General features: G+C 60.3%; 16 protein-coding genes. 6 read left to right on the forward strand and 10 right to left on the reverse strand.

Translation table 11 applies throughout. From position 1 onward, the window contains the following. Positions 1 to 23: 23 nt before the first annotated feature. Both VJ464_29805 and VJ464_29810 read right to left on the reverse strand, forming a co-directional pair. Entirely contained in the window at positions 24 to 2132 is a 2109-nt protein-coding gene (locus VJ464_29805; GenBank protein ID HKQ09355.1) for a tetratricopeptide repeat protein, read from the reverse strand. A 79-nt stretch (positions 2133 to 2211) separates the two neighbouring features. Next, positions 2212 to 3939, reverse strand: a complete 1728-nt coding sequence (locus VJ464_29810) for an alkaline phosphatase family protein (GenBank protein HKQ09356.1) — start codon at positions 3937 to 3939, stop codon at positions 2212 to 2214. A 311-nt stretch (positions 3940 to 4250) separates the two neighbouring features. On the opposite strand from VJ464_29810, the gene VJ464_29815 reads away from it, so the two are divergent. Further along, a complete protein-coding gene (locus VJ464_29815; GenBank protein ID HKQ09357.1) occupies positions 4251 to 7325 on the forward strand; it encodes a CHAT domain-containing protein in 3075 nt (1024 codons plus the stop codon). A 94-nt stretch (positions 7326 to 7419) separates the two neighbouring features. After that, positions 7420 to 8139 carry a hypothetical protein gene (locus VJ464_29820; protein ID HKQ09358.1) on the forward strand — a complete coding sequence of 240 codons (720 nt, stop codon included), beginning with the start codon at positions 7420 to 7422 and terminating at the stop codon, positions 8137 to 8139. A 41-nt stretch (positions 8140 to 8180) separates the two neighbouring features. Here the strand turns inward: VJ464_29820 and VJ464_29825 are convergent, their stop codons facing one another. Further along, positions 8181 to 9002: a hypothetical protein gene (locus VJ464_29825; protein ID HKQ09359.1), complete on the reverse strand. Its 822-nt coding sequence runs from the start codon at positions 9000 to 9002 to the stop codon at positions 8181 to 8183. A gap of 125 nt (positions 9003 to 9127) precedes the next feature. Then, positions 9128 to 9733, reverse strand: coding sequence for a Rad52/Rad22 family DNA repair protein (locus VJ464_29830; GenBank protein ID HKQ09360.1), 606 nt, complete (start codon positions 9731 to 9733; stop codon positions 9128 to 9130). 327 nt (positions 9734 to 10060) lie between these two features. On the opposite strand from VJ464_29830, the gene VJ464_29835 reads away from it, so the two are divergent. From VJ464_29835 to VJ464_29845, 3 genes are read left to right on the forward strand one after another with little or no spacing between them, the layout of a single operon-like run. After that, the gene (locus VJ464_29835; protein ID HKQ09361.1) at positions 10061 to 10609 is read left to right on the forward strand and encodes a sigma-70 family RNA polymerase sigma factor; all 549 of its coding nucleotides are present in this window, start codon (positions 10061 to 10063) and stop codon (positions 10607 to 10609) included. Further along, positions 10606 to 11241 carry a cupin domain-containing protein gene (locus tag VJ464_29840; GenBank protein ID HKQ09362.1) on the forward strand — a complete coding sequence of 212 codons (636 nt, stop codon included), beginning with the start codon at positions 10606 to 10608 and terminating at the stop codon, positions 11239 to 11241. Before VJ464_29835 ends, VJ464_29840 begins: the two co-directional genes overlap by 4 nt. 28 nt (positions 11242 to 11269) lie before the next feature. Beyond that, positions 11270 to 12151: an anti-sigma factor gene (locus tag VJ464_29845; GenBank protein ID HKQ09363.1), complete on the forward strand. Its 882-nt coding sequence runs from the start codon at positions 11270 to 11272 to the stop codon at positions 12149 to 12151. Positions 12152 to 12178: 27 nt separating this feature from the next. Here the strand turns inward: VJ464_29845 and VJ464_29850 are convergent, their stop codons facing one another. The 4 genes from VJ464_29850 to VJ464_29865 form a co-directional block, all read right to left on the reverse strand. After that, entirely contained in the window at positions 12179 to 14035 is a 1857-nt protein-coding gene (locus VJ464_29850) for an ABC transporter transmembrane domain-containing protein (protein ID HKQ09364.1), read from the reverse strand. A 177-nt stretch (positions 14036 to 14212) separates the two neighbouring features. Further along, a complete protein-coding gene (locus VJ464_29855; protein ID HKQ09365.1) occupies positions 14213 to 14590 on the reverse strand; it encodes a hypothetical protein in 378 nt (125 codons plus the stop codon). 101 nt (positions 14591 to 14691) lie between these two features. After that, on the reverse strand, positions 14692 to 14817 hold the full coding sequence (locus tag VJ464_29860; GenBank protein ID HKQ09366.1) for a hypothetical protein: 126 nt from the start codon (positions 14815 to 14817) through the stop codon (positions 14692 to 14694). A 92-nt stretch (positions 14818 to 14909) separates the two neighbouring features. Next, positions 14910 to 15518: a TetR/AcrR family transcriptional regulator gene (locus tag VJ464_29865; protein HKQ09367.1), complete on the reverse strand. Its 609-nt coding sequence runs from the start codon at positions 15516 to 15518 to the stop codon at positions 14910 to 14912. Between the two features lie 148 nt (positions 15519 to 15666). On the opposite strand from VJ464_29865, the gene VJ464_29870 reads away from it, so the two are divergent. Then, complete coding sequence (locus tag VJ464_29870) at positions 15667 to 17058, forward strand: MBL fold metallo-hydrolase (protein ID HKQ09368.1); 1392 nt, start codon at positions 15667 to 15669, stop codon at positions 17056 to 17058. A gap of 53 nt (positions 17059 to 17111) precedes the next feature. Here VJ464_29870 and VJ464_29875 read toward each other — a convergent pair whose 3' ends face one another. Next, positions 17112 to 18962, reverse strand: a complete 1851-nt coding sequence (locus tag VJ464_29875) for a serine/threonine-protein kinase (protein HKQ09369.1) — start codon at positions 18960 to 18962, stop codon at positions 17112 to 17114. 153 nt (positions 18963 to 19115) lie between these two features. Beyond that, entirely contained in the window at positions 19116 to 19691 is a 576-nt protein-coding gene (locus VJ464_29880) for a DJ-1/PfpI family protein (GenBank protein ID HKQ09370.1), read from the reverse strand. Positions 19692 to 19749 lie beyond the last annotated feature (58 nt).

Below are 19749 nucleotides of genomic sequence, written 5' to 3' on the forward strand. Positions count from 1 at the left end.
TCCCTCTTGTCACTGGTCACTCTTCAGGGTTGCTTCAGTTTTTCTTCGAGACCGGTGAGCGAGCCGTTGACTTTCTTGTAGAGCGCTTCGATCTGCGCGCGGCGAACGGCGGCGGTCGCCGCTTCCGGCTCATAGCTGGCAATGTAAAAGTCGAGCGCGCGGCGGTTGTCCCCGGCCTCCTGCATGGCGACCGCGAGGTGCCACATTGCGGCTTTGCGCTCGGCGCTCGGGAGATAGGCTTGGACCGATTTCAAAAGACTCTCGACCGCCGCCGCTGAGTTGCCCTTCTTCAACTGGACCCAGCCGAGCGCATCATAGGCGCGGCCCAGGAAGACCGAGCGCCGGCCATCGCGGTCGAGCAACGGCGCGTCCCGCATCGAGCCCGCCGGTTCAGTCGCCGCGTCGGCCATCGCCAGGGCGCGTCGCGCCAATTGCTCGGCGGCATCCAATGCCAAATTGTTTTCGGTGAGCCTCCTGGACACCCAGACCATGCGGAACGGCTGACGACCGTCGTCGAGAGTGGTGAATTGGGTGATGGCGCGCATCAGCTCAGCGACACCCGGTAGCCCGGCATCGCTGCCGGCAGAAAGTTCAAGCGTCGTCGCTTCGCCGGCTGACGAATCGCGCGCTCGACGTGGACGCGATGGCGACCCCGGGTCATCCTGGCCCGCGGGTTCTGCTTGCGTCTGTGTGGGACGTCCGCGACGACGCGCGCTTGCCGGCGATGCCGACTTCTTGGCGGCCACTACCTGCTTGATATAGTAGTCCATCTTGCCGAGGGTTTCGGCGAGCCGGTACTGCAAAGAGGTCGTCGGCTGATCATTTAGAAAGAGCGATGCCTGGCGCTCGCGTTCGAGCAGCACGTCGAGGCGCGGCGAGCGCGCCGCGACCGCGCCGCCGAGCAATGTTTCAAATTCGCCGGCCTCATTCACCTTGAAAGATTTGTCCATCACTTCAATTGCCTGGTCGTAGCCGTCAAGCGACATCAAGGCTTTCACCAGCTCGAAGGTCAGCGTCGGGAAAGTGGCTTGCGCCTGCGCCTGAATCAGCGTGCCCAGCGCGTCACCGTAGCGGCCTTCGAGTTGATCGATGTTGCCTTTGGTAATCAGCGCCCAGCCATAACGCGGCTCGATCTTCAACGCCTGCTGAATCAGCGTTCGCGCCTGCTGTGCTTTCTTGCGTGTGGTGTAGAAGTAGGCAAGCTGGGTCATGAAGCGGTAATCGCCGGCGAGCGATTGCGTCTTGCGAATCTCTGCCTGCGCCTCTTCGTCGCGACCGAGCGCCAGCATCGCAATCGCCATGCCGCCGTGCGCCTCGCCGTCGTCCGGCTTCAGGCGAATCTGCCGGCGATAAAAATCAATGGCCCGGTCATACGCGCCGCTGGCGCGCGCCAGGTTTCCGAGATTGAGATTGGCGTACTCGTCGCTTGAGTCCAGCTCTAGAGCGCGCTGGAACTCCGCCGCCGCATCGTCCAGCCGCAGGTTGACCAGGAGAGCGGTGCCGAGACTGTTATGCGCGCGGTGATCCTGAGGCGCGAGCCGGACGGCCTGCTCTAACACGCGCAGGGCTTCGAGCGGCGCTTCGATCTGCACGTAGAAGAAGCCGACCTCGATCATGCGATTCGCGTCTTCGGCAAATCTCGGCTCGATGGCGCGCATCAAGTCAACCGACTCGCTGCGATAGCCGAAGGCGTTCATCGCCATCGGCAGCGGGAAGATGTACTGGCCGAAAATCTTGTCATTGATCACGGCAGGCGCGACCCGCACGGCTGACTTGAACGCTTGTGTCGCCGCCTTCGGATTCCCCTCGCGCAGCATCTGCTCGCCCTTGAGCGCATATTCGCGCATCAACAATTCGCGGGCTTGCAGATTGAAGGGCTCGGCCGGGTTCGCGGCAAGCAGCCTTTCGAGCAAGCCGATTTTCTCTTGCTGGTCGGTCGAGGCGCGGACGCGGTCGAGCGTCTCCTGCGGCGTCATTGCCGCCGACTCGGGCTTCGGCTGTGGCCTCGGCGGCGTCGGGCGTGGGCGCGTGCGCTGCTGGATTGCTGAAGCCGGAACGGCGAGCGCGGAATAGATCAGGCTACCAATTACCAGCCACGTCATCAGTGGCCGGAAGCTTCTACTTAATCTCATCTGTACTGCCATCTTCCCGTTGTAAATTCGGCGCCCGAAGGCGGCAACAATTCTTTGTCCACGTCAGCTCTGCCGGTGACTACCGCTGGCCCGCCATCTGATTACGGCCATCCTCGGCTATCGCTTCAACCAGCACATGACCGACGCTATTTGAAGGCGGCTCGACACCGAGCATCGCGGCAATCGTCGGCGCAATGTCGGAGGGCGTACATTCTCGATTGTACCTGCCGGAGCGCACCCCCGCGCCATAAATGATCACCGGCACATGCGTGTCGTAATGATAAGGCGAGCCGTGCGTCGCCGCCAGTTGAGCGCCCTCAAAGAAGAAATGATACGGCTTCGCGACCAGCCAGACGTCACCGGCGCGCTGGCGGTAGAAACCGTTCATGACTCGCCGCGCCAGGTCGCCCACGGGCATGCGGCCTTCGATGATCTGTGTGCGCGTGAAGGCGAAGGCCACGCCTTTCGCCGACAGCGCGGCGTCAGCGGCGATGCGCTCGACTTCCGCGGGCTCGGCTTTCGCTTGCGCCATCAGGCTATGATTCAAAAACAACTGATCGTTAGCGAAGGCGACGATCCAGTTTTCTCCCCCGAAACGGGCTTTGAGAGCCTGATTCACGGCCTGCTCGATGCCTTTGCTCGAAATGACTTCACTCGCATAGCCGCGCGTTTCCATCAACCGCGGAATCGGCCCGACGCCGTGGTCCCCGGTGACGGCAATCAGCGTGTTATTCATGCCGACGCGCTTATCGATGAACTTCAACAGCGCGGCCACCGTGCGGTCGAGGCGCGTGTACAGCTCGACGATCTCCTGGCTGTCCGGGCCATACGCATGACCAACGAGATCGGGCGACGAAAAGCTGATCGACAGCAGATCGGGGTAATCGTCGGCGCCGAGCGATTCTCCCGAAATCGCCGCCTCGGCAAAACTCTCAAGGTAATCGGCAACGAATGGCGTGTACTCGAATTGCGAATAGAACCTCGCGCCGGGTTTATCCAGCCCGCCGTTGATGGTGTAGGGGAAGTCTTCGCCGAGCGGGCGCTGCTGTTCGGCGATATGCGAGGGCTGTGCGCGGCGCAAGGCCTCAGGCGGCAGCGCGCGCTCCCACTTCGCGTTGAAGTACTTGTCGGGGCGCACCGTCTCATTGAACTTCTTGACCCAGGCGGGAAGCTCTTTGAAGTAATAATCGCTGGAGATGAAGCTGCCCGATGCCGGGGCATACCAGAAAGCGCCGTTCGGTTTGTGACCGCCCGGCAGGATGGCGGCGCGGTCTTTTTGCGACAGCGCGATGACCTTGGATTGAAAATTGTTCGACAGTCGAAGTTGATCGCCGATGGTCGTCCCCATCATATTGCGCGGGCTTGCCGAAGTCGCTTTCAGGTTCACGCCTTCGCCGGTGACGACGTGGGTTGCCGGGTCGGCGACCAAGGCGACGCTCTTGCCGGTCTCAGGGTCAATGATGATGTTGCCATTGACGCCGTTCATTGCCGGGATCGAGCCTGTGTGAACCGCCGCATGGCCGGCTGCCGTCACCGTCGGTATGTAATCGTAATTGGCATTCGTGAAGAACGCGCCGTTCATCAGCCGCTTGAAACCATCGTTGCCGAACAGGTCCTCAAAGCGTTCGAGGAAATCATAGCGGAACTGGTCAACCATGATAACGACGACGAGTTTCGGCCTCGCCCCGTATGACGCCGCCGCGGCCCGTGGCTGCCGTTGCGCGGCGGACAGCGGCGCCAGCGCGAGGGCAATCCAGCAGGCAGCAATTGACGGGGCGATAAGAGATCGAAGTCTTCTTTTGATCATTTTGCGGTCCCTCTCACAACCTGAGCAATGAACGTAGTTCATGGCGTCCGCGCTGTCAACCGAAGAGCGCGAGGGTGAGCCGCGTCAATTTTGTCATTGGCCGTACCGCGAACCGTAGTGTATAGTTCACCGCCACGAAGGGTGGGTTTTCCATGCACGCAGGAACGAGCCGGGCAGTTTATAAACTAAGACAAGGGAGACGTCATCGCCTGACGCGGCGGTGGTACATCATCATTGTCTGCGCGGTGATTCTCCTCCTCGTCGCAGGCGGCTTGTGGCGCTGGCGATGGCAGTCGCCAACGACAAAGGCGATGCGAATACTGGTGAGCCAGTTCGCCGCACAGCGTCCGGTCGAAGGCCGCCTGACCGGCGGTTTCAAGGGCGGTCGGTTCGTGCCGCCGACTGAGGGCGACAGGCCATCCGATGAAATGATCGCCGCCAGCCACCTGATTGATGAAGCGGCGCAGCGCGGTGAGCAGGGCGCGCGCCTGGCAAACGCGCGGTTGCTGTTGCTGGCTAACGAAAAGGGGTCGGCAATCCTCAAGGCTTTTCGCCAGGCGGTCGAGGCCGAGCCGGCGAGCGCCGCCGCCGCTAACGACCTTGGCGTCTGCCTGCTGGCGCGCGGCGAATTGGAGGACGCGCTGGCAACGTTCGATCAAGCTCTGCAACGCCAGCCCGAAATGCCCGAAGCCTTGTTCAATCGGGCGCTCAACTTCGAGCAATTGCAACTGCGCGACGCCGCCAGCGCTGACTACGCCCGCCTGCTAGAGATTGATACTGACCAGAGCTGGCGCGAAGAGATTCGCCGCCGCCTCGACGCCGTGTCCGCAGCCATCTCGCAGCAGAGCCGCTACAAAGAGACCGTCGCGGCGTTTGATCGCGCCTATGCCGAAAGGAACTTATCGGAAGCCTCACGCATTACCGACAATGATCCGGAATCCCTGCTTAAGCATGTCAGCACGACTTGTTTGCTCGAATACCTGAAAGCAGCGGTTGTCACCGAAAACGAAGTCAGCGAGCGTGAGTTAGGAAAAATCAAACTGGTCGGCGAACATCTGGAAGCGACCTTTGCGGATAAGTGCCTGCTCGATCTCGTCGCCTACCTACAGGGACTCTCTCCGGCGGAGACCGCCGCCGAACTGGCTCTGGCGCTTGAGTATGAAGAAATGGCTCGTACGGCGAGCCGAGACGCCACAGAAACATTGGGGATCGCGCTTAAGCTGAGCGGGCAGTTCAAAGCCAGAGGCAATCACTTTTATGAATACCTTGCAACCTTTCAAGCGGCGAATTCCAGCTCGCAACTCAGTCGGTTCGGCGACGCGATTGAGAAAATGAATGAAGCGTTGAAGATTGCCGAGGCATATTCCTGGCCTTTTCGTCACGCGCTCGGGCTAATAGAGGTGGGAAGGCTCTCTGCGCGGCTCGGCCAGGATTCGCTCACCCTCAACTACTGTAAAAGGGCGAACATCGAAGGTCACGGGAAGCCTTACGTGCAGTCAAAGACGATGCAGACTATGGCCAACGCCTACTGGCACCTCGGCAACGTGTCGCAAGGGCTGGAGTATCTGCGCCAATCGTCGCGACTTTTTCTGACCGACGCGCCGAGTCTGATCGATCTCGCCAGTAACACATTGCTGGCGGCGGACTTTTATCGTCAGACTGACCGTCCGGACCTCGCCCTGCATTACGCCCGCCAGGCATTGCATTACGCCGAGCAGAGCCCGCATCAGCCGGCGATTGCCCAGGCCGCTTCGTTCATCGCCCTGGAATTGGCACAACGCCATGAGTTCGGCGACAGCCAATCAGCGATGCGGAAAGCCATGGCCGCGCTCGCGCAGATTCCTGAGCGTCAACGGGCCTACACGCAATCGCTGGTATTGCTGCGCGCCGGCGACATCGCGGCGCAGCAAGGCAGCCTTGAGCAGGCCGAGTCGCGTTATGCTGAAGCACAACGCCTCGCCGAAAGCAGTGAAGAACAACCCTTACCGCTGCTCAAAGTGCTTAAGGCGCGGGCCGCGAGTTACACCCGCGCCGGGATCACGGAGAAGGCGCGGGCTGATCTCAAGCGCGCCATCGGGCTCATCGAAACGTATCGCAGTCGGGTCAGCGAACAGAGCAATCGCAGCGATTTTTTTGACGCCAGCCAGGATGTCTTCGATCAGATGATTCAGCTCGAAGCGCATGGCTTCGGCCAATCGGTCGTGGCTTTCAACCTGAGCGAACAGGCGCGGGCGCGGACGCTGCTCGACGACCTGGCAGCACCGACAAACACGGTGGCCACGCCAGGGTCCTCGCCATCGTCCCTCGCGGCGCAGGGTTCGGCCAACCCGCTCACACTTGATGAAATCCGCCGGCGGCTTCCCGCCGATCTGACCTTGCTTTCCTACTCGGTAAGCCGCACCGGAACCCTCCTCTTTGTCCTGACCCGCGACACCTTCGAGATGAAGGAAAGCGCGGCGACGACCGACATGCTCGACCGACTCGTGCAACAGTATGTCTCGTCACTCAATGAGCGTGCGCCATCTGAAGAGCTGGCCGAGCAATCGCGCCGCCTTTATGATTTGCTGATCGCCCCGGTTGCAACCCAGTTGGGCAGCGCCCGCCGGCTTTGTATCGCGCCTGACAAGGCGCTGCACCGCTTGCCGTTTGCCGCCTTGCGCGATCCCTCCGGGAATTATCTGCTTCAATCACATATCCTGATGGGCGTGCCGTCGGCTTCGACGCTGGTCTACTGCCTGGATAAGGCGGCGGGTAAGCGAGCGCTTGCGGATGAGCGTTTTCTGGCGGTCGCCAATCCGCAATTCAGCCGCGAAGATTATCCCGGCCTCGCGCTTCTGCCCGAAGCTGAGCGCGAAGCCCGCGCCAGCGCTGATTTCTATAAGCAGAAGGTGGTCTTGACCGGCTACGCCGCGACCAAAGCGAAGTTGCTTGCCGAATTGGTGAATTGCGATGTGGCGCATTTTTCCACCCACTGCCTGGTCAAAGAGAAAACGCCCTGGCTCGCGGCGCTCCTGCTGGCGGGAGTCGGTAAAGATGAGCAGTTATTGCGGCTCCAGGAGTTCGAAAAAATTGGTTTGCTGCGTGCGCGATTGGTGATATTATCGGCGTGCCAAAGCGCGTTAGGCCAGTATTACCGGGGTGAAGGCATCGTTAGCCTCGTGCGACCTTTTCTGGCGCACGGCGTGCCGACCGTGCTTGCCAGTCTGTGGCCGGTCGATTCGCTGGCGACGACGACACTGATGACCGATTTTCACCGCGCCAGGAAGCAGAACGGCCTGCTCGCCGCCGAGGCTCTGAGAGCTGCGCAAATCAAGATGCTGCAAAGCGATTCATTTAATGAGCCTTACTATTGGGCACCCTTTGTCGTCATAGGGAGTAGCAACTAAGATCGCAGGCGACGCCGACACACGACTCTCCCATCCCCCGGCACTTGCCTGTGAAGGAAATAACAAATCAACAAAAAAACTTCCAGGAGGTTTTATGCCAGTACAAGCGACTGTGATTCTGGACAGCGGGTGTTTTTTACCTCGTGTTGAGAATCGCTCCACTACCGACATCGGCTATTTCCAATCCGCCAAATCGGTGTCGGACATTCGTGTCGTTGCCGATGGCCTGGAGCTGAAGATCGATGAGTTGAAGAGTCTCGGCAAAAGTTGTGTGATCGAGATTCGTCACGTGAAGGCCGGCGGCGGCGCGTATAACAAAGGCCCGACATCGTCACCGACCTTTCATGACGAGCTGTTACACATGAAAGACCTCTACGGCGAGCACATGGAGGTGGACGAGAAGAAGTTCGACTGTATTTTGCGCTTCAACGCTGGACGATTTTGCGGCGCCCTGCTCAAGCCGCGAAAGTTCAAGCTGCATCGGCAGCGGCCCGATGGCAAGTACGCCTATTCGCCGGAAGACGCGCCGAAGGCGATCAACCGGCCTATCGCTCATAACATCCATGTTCACTTCAAGCTGAAGAATGGCGAGGCGCTTGAACTGGCTCGCGATGGCGAAGTCTTTTGGTCGAGCAAATCAGTGGACGCGAAAGAGCGGCTGGAAGTCGAGATCATCGCCGACAACTCGACGGCGGAGAAATTCTTCCGTCAGGCCCTGAAAGGCAAGCGCGACAGCTACTGGCTGCCGAATCAGGGCGATCCGCCACCGGTCTGCCCGCTCCCGCCGTGCACTCCCGGCGGCCTGAACGGCTAGTCGTAAGGCGTGGAATTAAGCTCTGAATTGAAGGTGTGGGGTCAGCGCTTCGGGACGATCTGAAGGCGGGCTTCGACTTCGTTCGCTTCAAAGTAACGCGCATTCTTCGAGCGATTGCTGAACAGGTGAGTCATCAAACCCTGTTCGTCAACGATGCTTGCGGTCTGGCCCTCGATGATGATGTAGACTTTGCCGTTGCCGCCTTTGCGAGATTTTGCCGCCGCCTGCCTTCGCGTTGCGGCGCGTTTGCTCGGCGGCCTGGGGGCCGTTTCAGCCTTGCTCGTGATGACCGGCGTTGCCGTAAATGGCGCCGCGAGGCTTTCGTTGCTCGCCGCCTTCACCTTCAATTCGGGTTTAACTCTTTTCGGCATCTTGCTTCTTTTCCTTGATCGGCTCTCGCCTGCTGGGCGCGGCGCGACTGCGGGCAGGCGCAGCGCCGCGCGCGGCGAAGTCATTCCGGCAGTCACTGGCAATGCCATCACCCGCCGGGTCGGCCTTGCATCGCTCGCCGCGGGTTTCGTCCGCCGCGCGGGGCGTGGCCCGGCTGTTGCGCTTATTCTCGGTGTCACGCTTATCTTCGCCGCGACGGCTTCGGGTTTCGCCTGGGCCGCCGGCTTGCGCGACAGGCGCGCTGTCTTGTCGTCGAATTTCACACCGCGCTTGAGGAGTTGCACCAGAACCGGGGTGCGCCCGCGCTCACTCAGATAACGATTGATGTCGTCCTCGGCCTGGGCCGTCTTGTCGCTCAACTCGTTGCGCAGCTCGTCGCAACGGCCCACGTAGCGACAGTTGGCAAAGCAGGCCAGCAAGTTCTTCATGCAGCCATAGCGCTTACATTCAGTGTTAATGGTTGAGGCTGCCATGCAGTGAAATCCAAGATCGTCCCGAGGCGGAGGGTTTAGGTCCGCCCCGGGAATGTGGCACGAAGAAACCCCGATTGCTCGTGCCGCAAAAGAAATCGTTGTCAAACGCTCAGGCGCGCAGCCGTTCAGGCGCTCAGGCGAACATTGCGCAGGTGGTCGATCAAGGCGCTGGCGGCATTGCGGCTCAACTGTTCCGGCTCGCATTGAAACAGCGCGAGCGATTCGAGTTGAGGGTCTAGCCGCTTGGCCTTGGCAATCGCATAAATCGCTGATAACTGCTTATCGGTGACCGGATCATCGCTCTTCGCAGGCGTTGCGACAGCGCCCGCGGCCCGCTTTTTTGTGCCGCCGCGATAGAGCGAGCGCGCCAACCCGAACTTAACCGCCGCGCGCTTCAGCGCATCATGCTCGGCGCCTTTGATGCCGCGCTCGTCGAGCGCCGAATCAACGCCAATGCCACAGCGCGTAATTCCTTGAATCGTGATGGCAGCGGTGACCGCAACCAGGTCGCCGATCACCGCGATGTCGCGAACCTCGTGCGACCAGTCCGGGCAGACCTCGTCAAGAATGTCTGCCGCCGTGTGCCAATCGATGTAATCAACCATGCGCTCCTGCCCCGAGGCATCGCGCCAGCCGACGCGCTGCCGCACGACCGTCTCCGGCAGCGGCTGCGACAATGCCGATAGCACCGATTCAATCCCCTGCGAGCGCTCGATTGCTGTACTCATCATGCCCTCCGCCGATATAATCTGTTTCAGCGCATCATCAATATAGCACAAAAGAAATCTTGTTTCAAGTATGAAACAAGATTTCTCGCGGTGATGTTGATCTGTCACAGGCTTTGCGCTGTAGGGGCCGAATTTTGTAGAATAGCAGGGACTTAGCTGAAAGCGGGCGGAGTGCAGGGCGGGCGCCGGGCAGCGCGGCAATAAACTACCGTCAATAAATACGCGGCGAGAATCCGTAATTCATCACAGGCGCGTAGAATGACGGCGAGGGAGATAACATTGGGGTCCCCCCAAGATTCTGTTGAGGTCGGTCATCGAAATCAGGATTTAGTGGCGTTCATCCGGAGAGTCGCTGGCGGTGAGCAGTCCGCCCTGACGGCTCTCTACGACGCGACGAATCGGCTGGTGTTCGGGCTGATCATCCGCGTTATTGGGGATCGCGCGACCGCCGAAGAGGTTTTGCTGGACGTGTATACGCAGGTCTGGCGGCAGGCGGCGGCCTATGATACGAGTCGAGGCGTGCCGCTCGCCTGGATCATGACCATCGCGCGCAGCCGGGCGATTGACCGCTTGCGCGCCGGCCGGCAGGATCAGCAGAGAAAAGAGCCGCTCGACGCGATTGGCGAAGTCAGCGCCGGCGGCGTCAGTCCGGAAGAAGCCTCGCTTTATTCCGAACGGCAGCGGCTAGTGCGCAACGCTTTGCAAACGCTGTCGCCGGAACAGCGCGAGGTGATTGAGTTAGCATATTATTCAGGCTTGAGCCACAGCGAGATCGCCCTAAAACTTGGCCAGCCGCTCGGCACCGTAAAGACGCGCACGCGGCTCGGCATGATTAAGCTGCGCGATATGCTCAGACCGATTCTCGGAGGTCAGGTGTGAAACACGCAGCATTAACCGATGAGGTCGTCGAGCGCACGGCGCTCTACGCGCTCGGCGCGCTTACGCAAATCGAAGCACGGGCGTTCGAGAATCATCTCGACGACGGCTGTGCCATCTGCCAGAGCGAGCTCGGTCAGTATCAACTGACCGTCGAAGCGCTGGCTGCCGCATTGCCCGACGCCGCGCCGTCGCCGGCGGTGCGCGAACGGCTGCTGAAAAGTATTAGCGGCGCGACGGCGGACGATGAAGCCCGGAACACCGGGGGGCGAGCGACCGCAGCGCCGGCACTCGCCGAAGCCGAAACGTTTGTGTCGCTGTTCGCCGATGATGGCGGCTGGCAGAAGTGGGACGAGGGGATTCTCTTCAAGCCGCTTTTCATTGACGAAACCAGTGGACAGATGACTTCGTTGGTACGCATGGGGCCGGGGACGGCGTTGCCGCCGCATCAGCACCTCGGCGTCGAACAGTTCTTGATCATCGAGGGTGATTGTCACGTGCATGGCGAGCGGTTAGGGCCAGGGGATTACCACCGCGCCATGGACGGCAGTGTTCACGAAACGACCTATACAGAAACCGGCACAACGTTTCTGCTGGTAGCGCCAAAAGAGTATCGGATTCTCGAATCAAGGTGAGCGGAGCAGGCAGGAAGGAATTCAACAATTGAGGCACGACGTTCCGACAGAAGAAAGTCAGGAAACGGCTGCATTGTACGCGCTCGGCGCTTTGAGTCAACATGAGGCGCGTGCTTTTGAAGTCCATCTGCGCCAGGGGTGCGAGATTTGCCAGCAAGAACTGAACGGATTTACCGGTGTCGTTGACGCCTTAAGCGCAGGGTCTCCGGCCATTCCGCCGCCGCATTATCTGCGCGACCTGCTCAACGCGAGAATTGAAAAAGAAGTCAGCTTAACAATTCCCACCGCCCCGGATGCCGCACAGGTCTATCACTTTCCGGATAAAGCGACGCCGACGGTGCCGCCTGTTGCGCAACGCTCGTCGCTCGGCACCTGGCTTCCCTGGGCGGCGGCGGCCGGCTTGCTGATCGTTTTTGCCTATACGCTTTTCAGTTGGCGGCTGGAACACCGGCAGTTGCAGGCGGTTGCCGGTCAAAGTACAGAGGCCCGGCAACAACTGGCCGAGCTGCGCGAACAGCTCAGCGACGAGAAAGCCCGTGCCCGCGAGTTAGAAGAGATCAATACGGTGCTTGCCGCGCCGCAACGGACTGTGATTGCCATGACAGGACTTGAAGCCGCGCCTTCGGCGTCGGGCAGCGTCTACTGGGATCATCAGAAGAGCCGCTGGGTCGTCACCGCCAATCTGCCCCCTGTGCCCGCAGGCAAAGTTTATCAGCTCTGGGTGGTGACGCCGGACGCGAAGATCAGCGCCGGCTTAATCGAGCCCGACACCCGCGGCCACGGGTTCGCCATTGTTGATGTTCCAGCCAACGTCAGCCAGATTCAGGCCGCCGCGATTACGCTTGAGCCGCAGGGCGGTTCCCCGCAACCGACTATGCCGATCTATGCCCTCGGCAAAGCGACTTCGTAAGTGTGATTATTTTCGGAGCGCAGAAGCTCATTGCTCCGCATTCGAGCGACGCAGCGGTTTCGCCTCATCGCGGAATTGCAGATCGTAAAGCTGCCTGTAGAGTCCCCCCCTCGCCAGCAACTCTTCGTGAGTTCCCTGCTCGGTAATGATCCCATCATCAAGGACGACAATGCAGTCAGCGCGCCGAACGGTTGAGAGGCGGTGCGCGATCACAAAAGTTGTGCGGCCCTGCATCAGAACGTCGAGCGCCTCCTGAACCAACCGCTCCGACTCGGAGTCGAGTGAGCTGGTCGCTTCGTCGAGAATCAGGATGGCCGGGTTCTTTAGAAGAGCCCGCGCGATGGCGACGCGCTGCCGCTGCCCTCCTGACAATTTAACGCCGCGCTCACCGACGACAGTGTCGTAAGCGTCGGGAAACTCGGAGATGAACTCATGCGCGTGCGCGGCGCGGGCAGCGGCTTCGATCTCTGCGCTACTGGCATCGAGCTTGCCGTAAGCGATGTTCTCGCGGATCGAGCCGCCGAAGAGAATCGTTTCTTGTGGCACAAGTCCGATGACGGCACGGAGATCATGGAGCCGCACATTCCTGATGTCATGGTCATCGATGAAGATCGCGCCCGCCGTCACGTCAAAAAAGCGCGGGATGAGCGACACCAGCGTCGTCTTGCCCGCGCCGCTCGGCCCGACCAGGGCGATAATCTCGCCGGGCGCAGCCGCGATGCTCACGCCTTTTATAACTTCCGTAGCGCGCTCGTCCGGGTAGATAAAGTGCAAGTCGCGAAGTTGCACAGCGCCGCGCACCTCAGAGAATGCGTCGGGCGATTCCGGGTCGCGAATCTCTGGCGCTGTATCGAGCAGCTCGAAAACGCGCCGGGTCGCGCCGATGGCACTATTGAACTGACCGAATAGCTCAGTCATGCCGCCAATCGAGCTGGCGACAACAAACGTGTAAAGCACAAAAGCGATCAACTCGCCCGCACTCATCTCGCCGCGTAGCACCATGCGACTGCCAAACCACAGAATCGCGGCGATGCTGCTATAAACAATCAAGATGATGAAGGCAATGAACCCGCCACCGGCGACGGCCCGCTTGATAGCCAGATCGAGCGACTCGCGGATGCGCGAGGCATAGCGACTGCGCTCATAACTTTCGCGCACGAACGATTGCACAATACGGATCGCCGAAAGCGTTTCATCAACCACGGCGTTTGCTTCGGCCAGACGATCTTGAACCCGTGTGCTCAGGCGGCGAACGTAGCGACCATAGAAGTGCGCCGTGATAATCACGACGGGAACAATGGCCAGCATCAGCAGGGTCAATCGCAGATTCGTTATGGCGATGATCGTCACGCCGCCGACCAGCACCACGGCACTCCGCAGCAACTCTGTAATGCTGCCGGTTGTCACTGTCTGAATGACGCTTGTATCCGAAGCAATGCGCGAGGTTAATTCGCCGACGCGGCGGCTGGCATAGAAAGCGACCGGCAGGCCAGTTAGATGGTTGTAGAGTTGAATCCGTACGTCTGCGACAATGCGCTCGCCGGTGTAGGCTAGCAGATATGAGCGCAAAAAGCTGAAGGCCGCCTGAGCGGTGAACAAGCCGACGAGGGTGAGCGCCAGCGCGTTGAGCCGTGCCGAGTCGTGTTCGACAAAGGCGGCGTCAATCAGGTGGCGGACGACTTGAGGGAATGCGAGTCCGAGGCCGCTGGCGATGAACAAGCTCAACAGGGCGATGGCCAGGCGCAGGCGGTACGGCCTGGTGTAAGCAAGCAAGCGCAGAAGGTCGCGGGGCGAGCCGCGCAGAAGGCTCAGCCGTTCGCGCCAGGACGCCGGCCTGTTGTTCGCATCTTTTTCCGCCGGGCTGGTTGCGTGATGTTCCGCCATTCACTGCAAGGTTGAATCAGTGACGCGAAGCACGTCAAGCCGACTGCTGATTGGGTGAAGAAAGAGGCGCAATGGCATTGGGCAGCGATCTTCTGACCAGATTGGCAGGTGACTGCCGAATGCCGTTGCGCCTCTTGTCGTCGTGCGTCGTCGTTTGAGCTGTGCCGTTTTGAACGCTTACTTGGCGATCAGCTTGGCGACCGTGTTCTCGAAGACGTAGGCGGTATTCTTGCCCTTGAGCTCGACGCGCTTGAGCAGGAACGCGCCATCGTTGCCGAGCGCCGAAACGACGGCGCTGTTGGCGGCTTCGCGGTCGAGGCGGGCCACGGTGTAGGTCGCCTTCAACACTTCGCGTTTGCCCTGCACAAAGACGACTTCGCCTTTATCGCCATCCACGAAGCGCAGATTGTACTCGCCCTTCGGCAGAACTTCCGAGCCGAGCCGCGTGTCACGCTTGATCGTAATCTTTTCGCCGCCGTCCTGGGCGCTCACCGCCATTGCCATGCCCAACGCCATTGCCAGTGCGAGAACCATCATTTGAAATTTCTTAGTCATATCGAGCTCCTTTCAATTTATCTTGTATTCGTGCCGAATTTCGCGAACCGATGCCAGGGCCGGGCAGCAGCACGCTTGCGCCGCTGCCGCGACCATTCCTGTTACCCGCCCTTTGTTTCGCGGGCCTCGCCGCCTTCCACCTCACGCGCCCCGGCGAAGCCCATCAGGGCCGCGCCGGGCGGTGAAGCTCTTCCCTTACCCGCAAGGAAGAAGACGATGCGTTTCAAAAACCCTGTCGCCGTTTAGGCTTAACGGCATTTGCTCCGTTAACACCAGTCAGTACGTTTACAGTGTTAACCAAAGTTCCAAAAAAATTTCGTCACTGCTTCAACCCCTCGATCAGCGTGTCCAGCGTCAGATCGATCAACTGGTTCTTGGCGACGAAGGGGAAGTGCTTATTGGTGATAAGCAGCGAGGTTACGCCGTGGCCGGCGGCCCAGAACATCTGGCTGACCGCGTCAACATCGGTGGCGCGAAACACTTTTTGCTCAATGCAGGCTTCGACCGCCGCGCGCAAATGGCCATAGGCTTTCATGCCCATAGACTCTTCCAGCTTCCAGCCCGGCCCCTTCGGATGTTGCGGCAGCGTAATAAAGGTCAGCTTGTAATGGTTCGGGTGCTTGAGGCCAAACTCGATATAGGCGCGGCAGCCTTTCCTGAGCGTTTCGACCGGGTCCGCAGATTCGCGGCTATGTCCTTCCATCCGTTTGGTGAGCTTGGCGAAGGTCTCCTGGCAGATGGCGTAGAGCAGCGAGAGCTTATCATCGAAGTAGAGATAGATAGTCGTCGGCGAGTACTCGATCTTTTCGGCGATGCGGCGCATCGAAACGTTTTCGAAGCCCTCCTCGACGAACAGCTCGCGCGCCGCGTCCATGATGACCTGCCGCAGCGCCTCGCGCTCTCGCTCTCTTCTCGCCTTCAGCCCCATAAGCAGCCTTGTCGAATTACACCGTCACGCAACTTAACGCTGTTAAGTTACCAACCACGCCGTCGCTTGTCAAGCACTTTCTTCAGGGCATGGCAATCGGGGCGGACGCTTGCCCGTTGCGCTCGCGGTTTGCTAGTGTGGAATTACTATGGCGACACTGCAATTCCTTGGCGCAACTCAAACCGTGACCGGATCGAAATATCTGCTTGAAGTCGGCGGCAGCCGGGCAATCATTGACTGCGGCCTGTTCCAGGGCTTTAAGGAACTGCGGCAGCGCAACTGGGAGCGGCTGCCGGTGAACCCGGCTTCGATTGGATGGGCCTTGCTGACGCACGCCCACATCGATCACACAGGGTATCTGCCGCGACTGGTGAAAGACGGATTCACCGGGCCGGTCTATGCGACCACGGGAACTGCCGACCTGCTCAAGATCATGTTGCCTGACTCCGGGAGGCTTCAAGAAGAAGACGCCGAGTTCGCCAACCGCCGCGGCTACTCGAAGCATGAGCCGGCGCTGCCGCTCTACACCGAACAGGACGCACTCGCGGCGCTCAAACAGGTGCGCCCGGTGGCTTATGGGCAAGAGGTACATCTGAGCAAGTTCTTGTCGGCGCGTTTCTTCTCGGTCGGCCATATTCTCGGTTCAAGCTTCATCAAGTTCACCGTCAGCGAGCCCGACCGCGACCCGTTCACGATTATCTTCTCAGGCGACGTGGGGCGCTATGATGAGCCGATTCTCAACGACCCTTCGGCTGCCGACGAGGCCGATTACCTGCTGGTTGAATCAACCTATGGAAACCGCCTGCACGATCATCAAGACCCCAAAGAGCAGTTGGCCGCCATCATCAACGCGGCTGCCGAGCGCGGCGGCAAAATCATCATCCCGGCATTTGCTGTCGGCCGCACCCAGCTTCTGGTTTACTACCTGCGCGAGCTTGAAGACGAAGGCCGCATTCCCGTCCTGCCTGTCCATGTGGATTCGCCGATGGGCGCCGCGGCGACGCGGCTCTACCTCAGGCATAAGGAAGATCACGATTTCGATATGCAGCGCGTCGAGAATTTGAAACGCAATCCGCTGGCGACGCGCAACTTCTCTCTGGTGCAGGGCCGCGGCGGCTCGAAGGCGCTGGATCAGGAACAAGGCGCGGCGATCATTATTTCGGCCTCAGGCATGGCGACAGGCGGGCGCGTTCTTCATCACCTCGAAAAGTTCTTGCCCGACCCGGCGACCACCGTTATCTTCGTCGGCTATCAAGCGGCGGGAACGCGAGGACGGCGCTTACAGGACGGCGAGCCTGAGATCAAGATTCATGGGGAGTTTGTGCCGGTGCGCGCCCGCATCGAGAGCATTGGCAGCCTTTCAGCGCACGCCGACGCTGCCGAATTGATGCGCTGGCTCGGCGGCTTCAAGCGTCCGCCGCGAACCACCTACATCATTCATGGCGAAGTGGATTCGGCAAACGCTCTGCGTGACAAGATCGAAAAGGACTTAGGCTGGAATGCGGTTGTGCCGACCTACAAAGAAGTGGTCGAACTGTAGATACCAACTAGCGAGAGCTTTGATCAAACTCAAACCGCCCCACACCCCATAAGCTAGGGCTTTTTATTCTTGTTCTCCTCTTTCTTTTTGTCGTCGTTGCCACCAAATATCTTCTTGATGAAACCGCCGATGCCCCCTTTCTTCTTCTTCTCTTCCGGCTTGGCGGCACTCTTGTCACCTTCCTGAGGTGGGGCCGGTTTAGCCTCGGGAGCCGGTGCAGGCGTTTGCGGCGGCGGCTCGGCCTGGGCAGGCTTCTGCTCAGGTTCAGCGGGTGTCTCCGCAGTCGCCGGCGCATTGCTGTTCTCATTGCCTTTGGCTTTCGTCCGCGCCGACCTTGAAGCGTTGGCGTTGCCGTTGCTGTTGGCCGCGTCGGTCAGGCTGCCGACGGCGGGCGTCACCGCTTCATTGGCATTCGCATTCGTAGATGGCGCGGTCCCTTCGACGGGCGCAATCGGCGGGCTCGTATTTTCAGGCGCGGCCTGCTCCTCGGATGAAGGAGCAGGCGCGGGCTTCGGCGAGCGCGACATGACGACAGCAAGTGGCACGCCGATCAACACGACCAGCAGGGCCGCCGCCGCCGTGTAGTGCTTCCAGTTCAACCTTCCCTTAGCGGGCGCTGCCGCTGGCGCGACAACTTCAGGCGGCGGTGACGCCGCTTGATAGACCTGTGTGTTCGCCATCGGCGGCTGCACCGTCTCGCCCGTAAACTTACTGGCAATGACGGTCGGCGCAGGAGGCGGCTGAGGCGTTTCGCCGGTAAACTTGTTGGCGATAATGGTCGGCGCCGGAGGCGGCGGCGAGGCGGCCTCACCCGTCGCGCGATTCACAATTATCGTAGGCGCCGAGCCGGATGCCGATGCCGTGTCGCCCGATGGCGCAGGTCTTGGTGGCGAGGCGACCATTTGCGTTTCTTGATTCTGCGTTTCAAACGCGGAAGCGGCATCCCCTGGGCTGCCGGCGACGCGTGTGGCGCTGCGCCCGGCTTCGCTTTCAGAAACAAACCGCTGAGTGTCGGCGTCCGATGGCACCTCAATCGCCCGCGTTGCCGGGGCGGCATAGTTGGTCGTGTGCAGGGGCAATCCGCTGGTCGCCTTGCCGAGCGCGCCTAACAGCATGGCGCGGAGCTCGCCTGCCGTCTGAAATCGCGCAGCCGGCTTTTTGGCCAGCGAGCGCATAATCGCCTGCTCGATCTCAAGCGGGATGCTGGCGGTGAAGGTGCGCGGTGGCTGTGGCGCTTGCTCAACCTGCATCTTCATCATCTCGAATTCGCTGGTGCTGTCGAACGGCACGCGCCCGGTCACCATCTCATAGAGGAGGATGCCGAGCGAATAGACGTCCGAGCGCGCGTCCACCTCTAAGCCGCGCACGGCTTCGGGTGACATATACTCGATGGTGCCGACGATGTTGCCCTGACGGGTCATGCGGGCGCTGCCGAGGACGCGGGCGATGCCGAAATCCATGACCTTGATCGAGCCGCTGTCGGTGAGCATGACATTCGCCGGTTTGATGTCGCGGTGGATGATGCCCATGCGGTGGGCGTGATCGATCCCATCGAGCGCCTGGCAGAACAGCGGGACGGCGCGCTCAACCAGCATGGCGCCGAAGCGGCGAATCAATTCGTCAATCGTCTGGCCGCGCACGAACTCCATCACCATGAAGTAATCCTCGCCGTCGCGCATGAAGCTGTAGAGCGTGGCGATGTTCGGGTGGTTGAGCCGCGCGAGCGTTACCGCTTCACTGCGAAAGCGTTCCAGCACTTCGGGCTGGCTGGCAAGCTCAGGCTTGAGCATTTTGATGGCGACTTCGCGCTCAAGCATGGTGTCCAGCCCGCGGTAGACCGCGCCCATGCCGCCTTCACCGATCTTTTCAACGATTTTATAATTGCCGATAACCTTGCCAATCATGGCTCTCCTCCGCACCGATGATGGGGTGATTCCTTTCGAGTTGCACAACGAAGACTATGACGAATTATCAAAAGTCGCAAGCCTTCTGTTTGTAGAAAGATGCCTGTTAGTGGCCCGCTTAAAGGCTTCACAGAGCCACCGGCTGAGATTTCTTCAGCGCGCAGGCTGCGGATAGTAAGGATAATCCATCTGCGCCGCGACCTGTTCGCGCACCTCGCGCCCCGCGACTTTTTCGCAGAGGTAAAGGCCGAGATCAATGGCCGAGGTAACGCCGCGCGCCGTAATCACATCGCCTTCATCAACGATGCGCTCGTCAACCACACGTTCGCAGTAAGGGCCTAGCTCGGCGAAGGCGGTCGGGTGGGTCGTCGCCCGCTTGCCCTTCAAAAAGCCTGCCGCGCCGAGCAGTACGGAGCCTGTGCATACAGAGGCTTTCAACCGGCATCCTTCGGCGGTTTGCAGCCAGGCCATGAAGGCCGCGTCCCTTACGAGCTTCCGTGAGCCAAAGCCTCCGGGAACAATCACCCAGTCATATTCGGCGAGCGTGCCGCCGACACGCGACGCGGCAATCTTCAGGCCGCTGCCGTCAATAACTTCGGCTGTCGGCGCGCACACGTCCCATTCAAAGTCGGCCATGAAACCCATCGTCCGCAGCCGTGTCAGCGCGTCGTAGACGCCGACAAAGTCGAGCGCCGTCATGCGGTCGAAGATGATGAAGGCAACTTTCATGAGGTCTCGCTGGCGCGCCGGCATGGCAGCGGTCTTCAAGGGCCAAAGCGATGAAGGT

This window comes from Blastocatellia bacterium (assembly GCA_035275065.1).
Classification (GTDB): Bacteria; Acidobacteriota; Blastocatellia; order UBA7656; family UBA7656; genus DATENM01.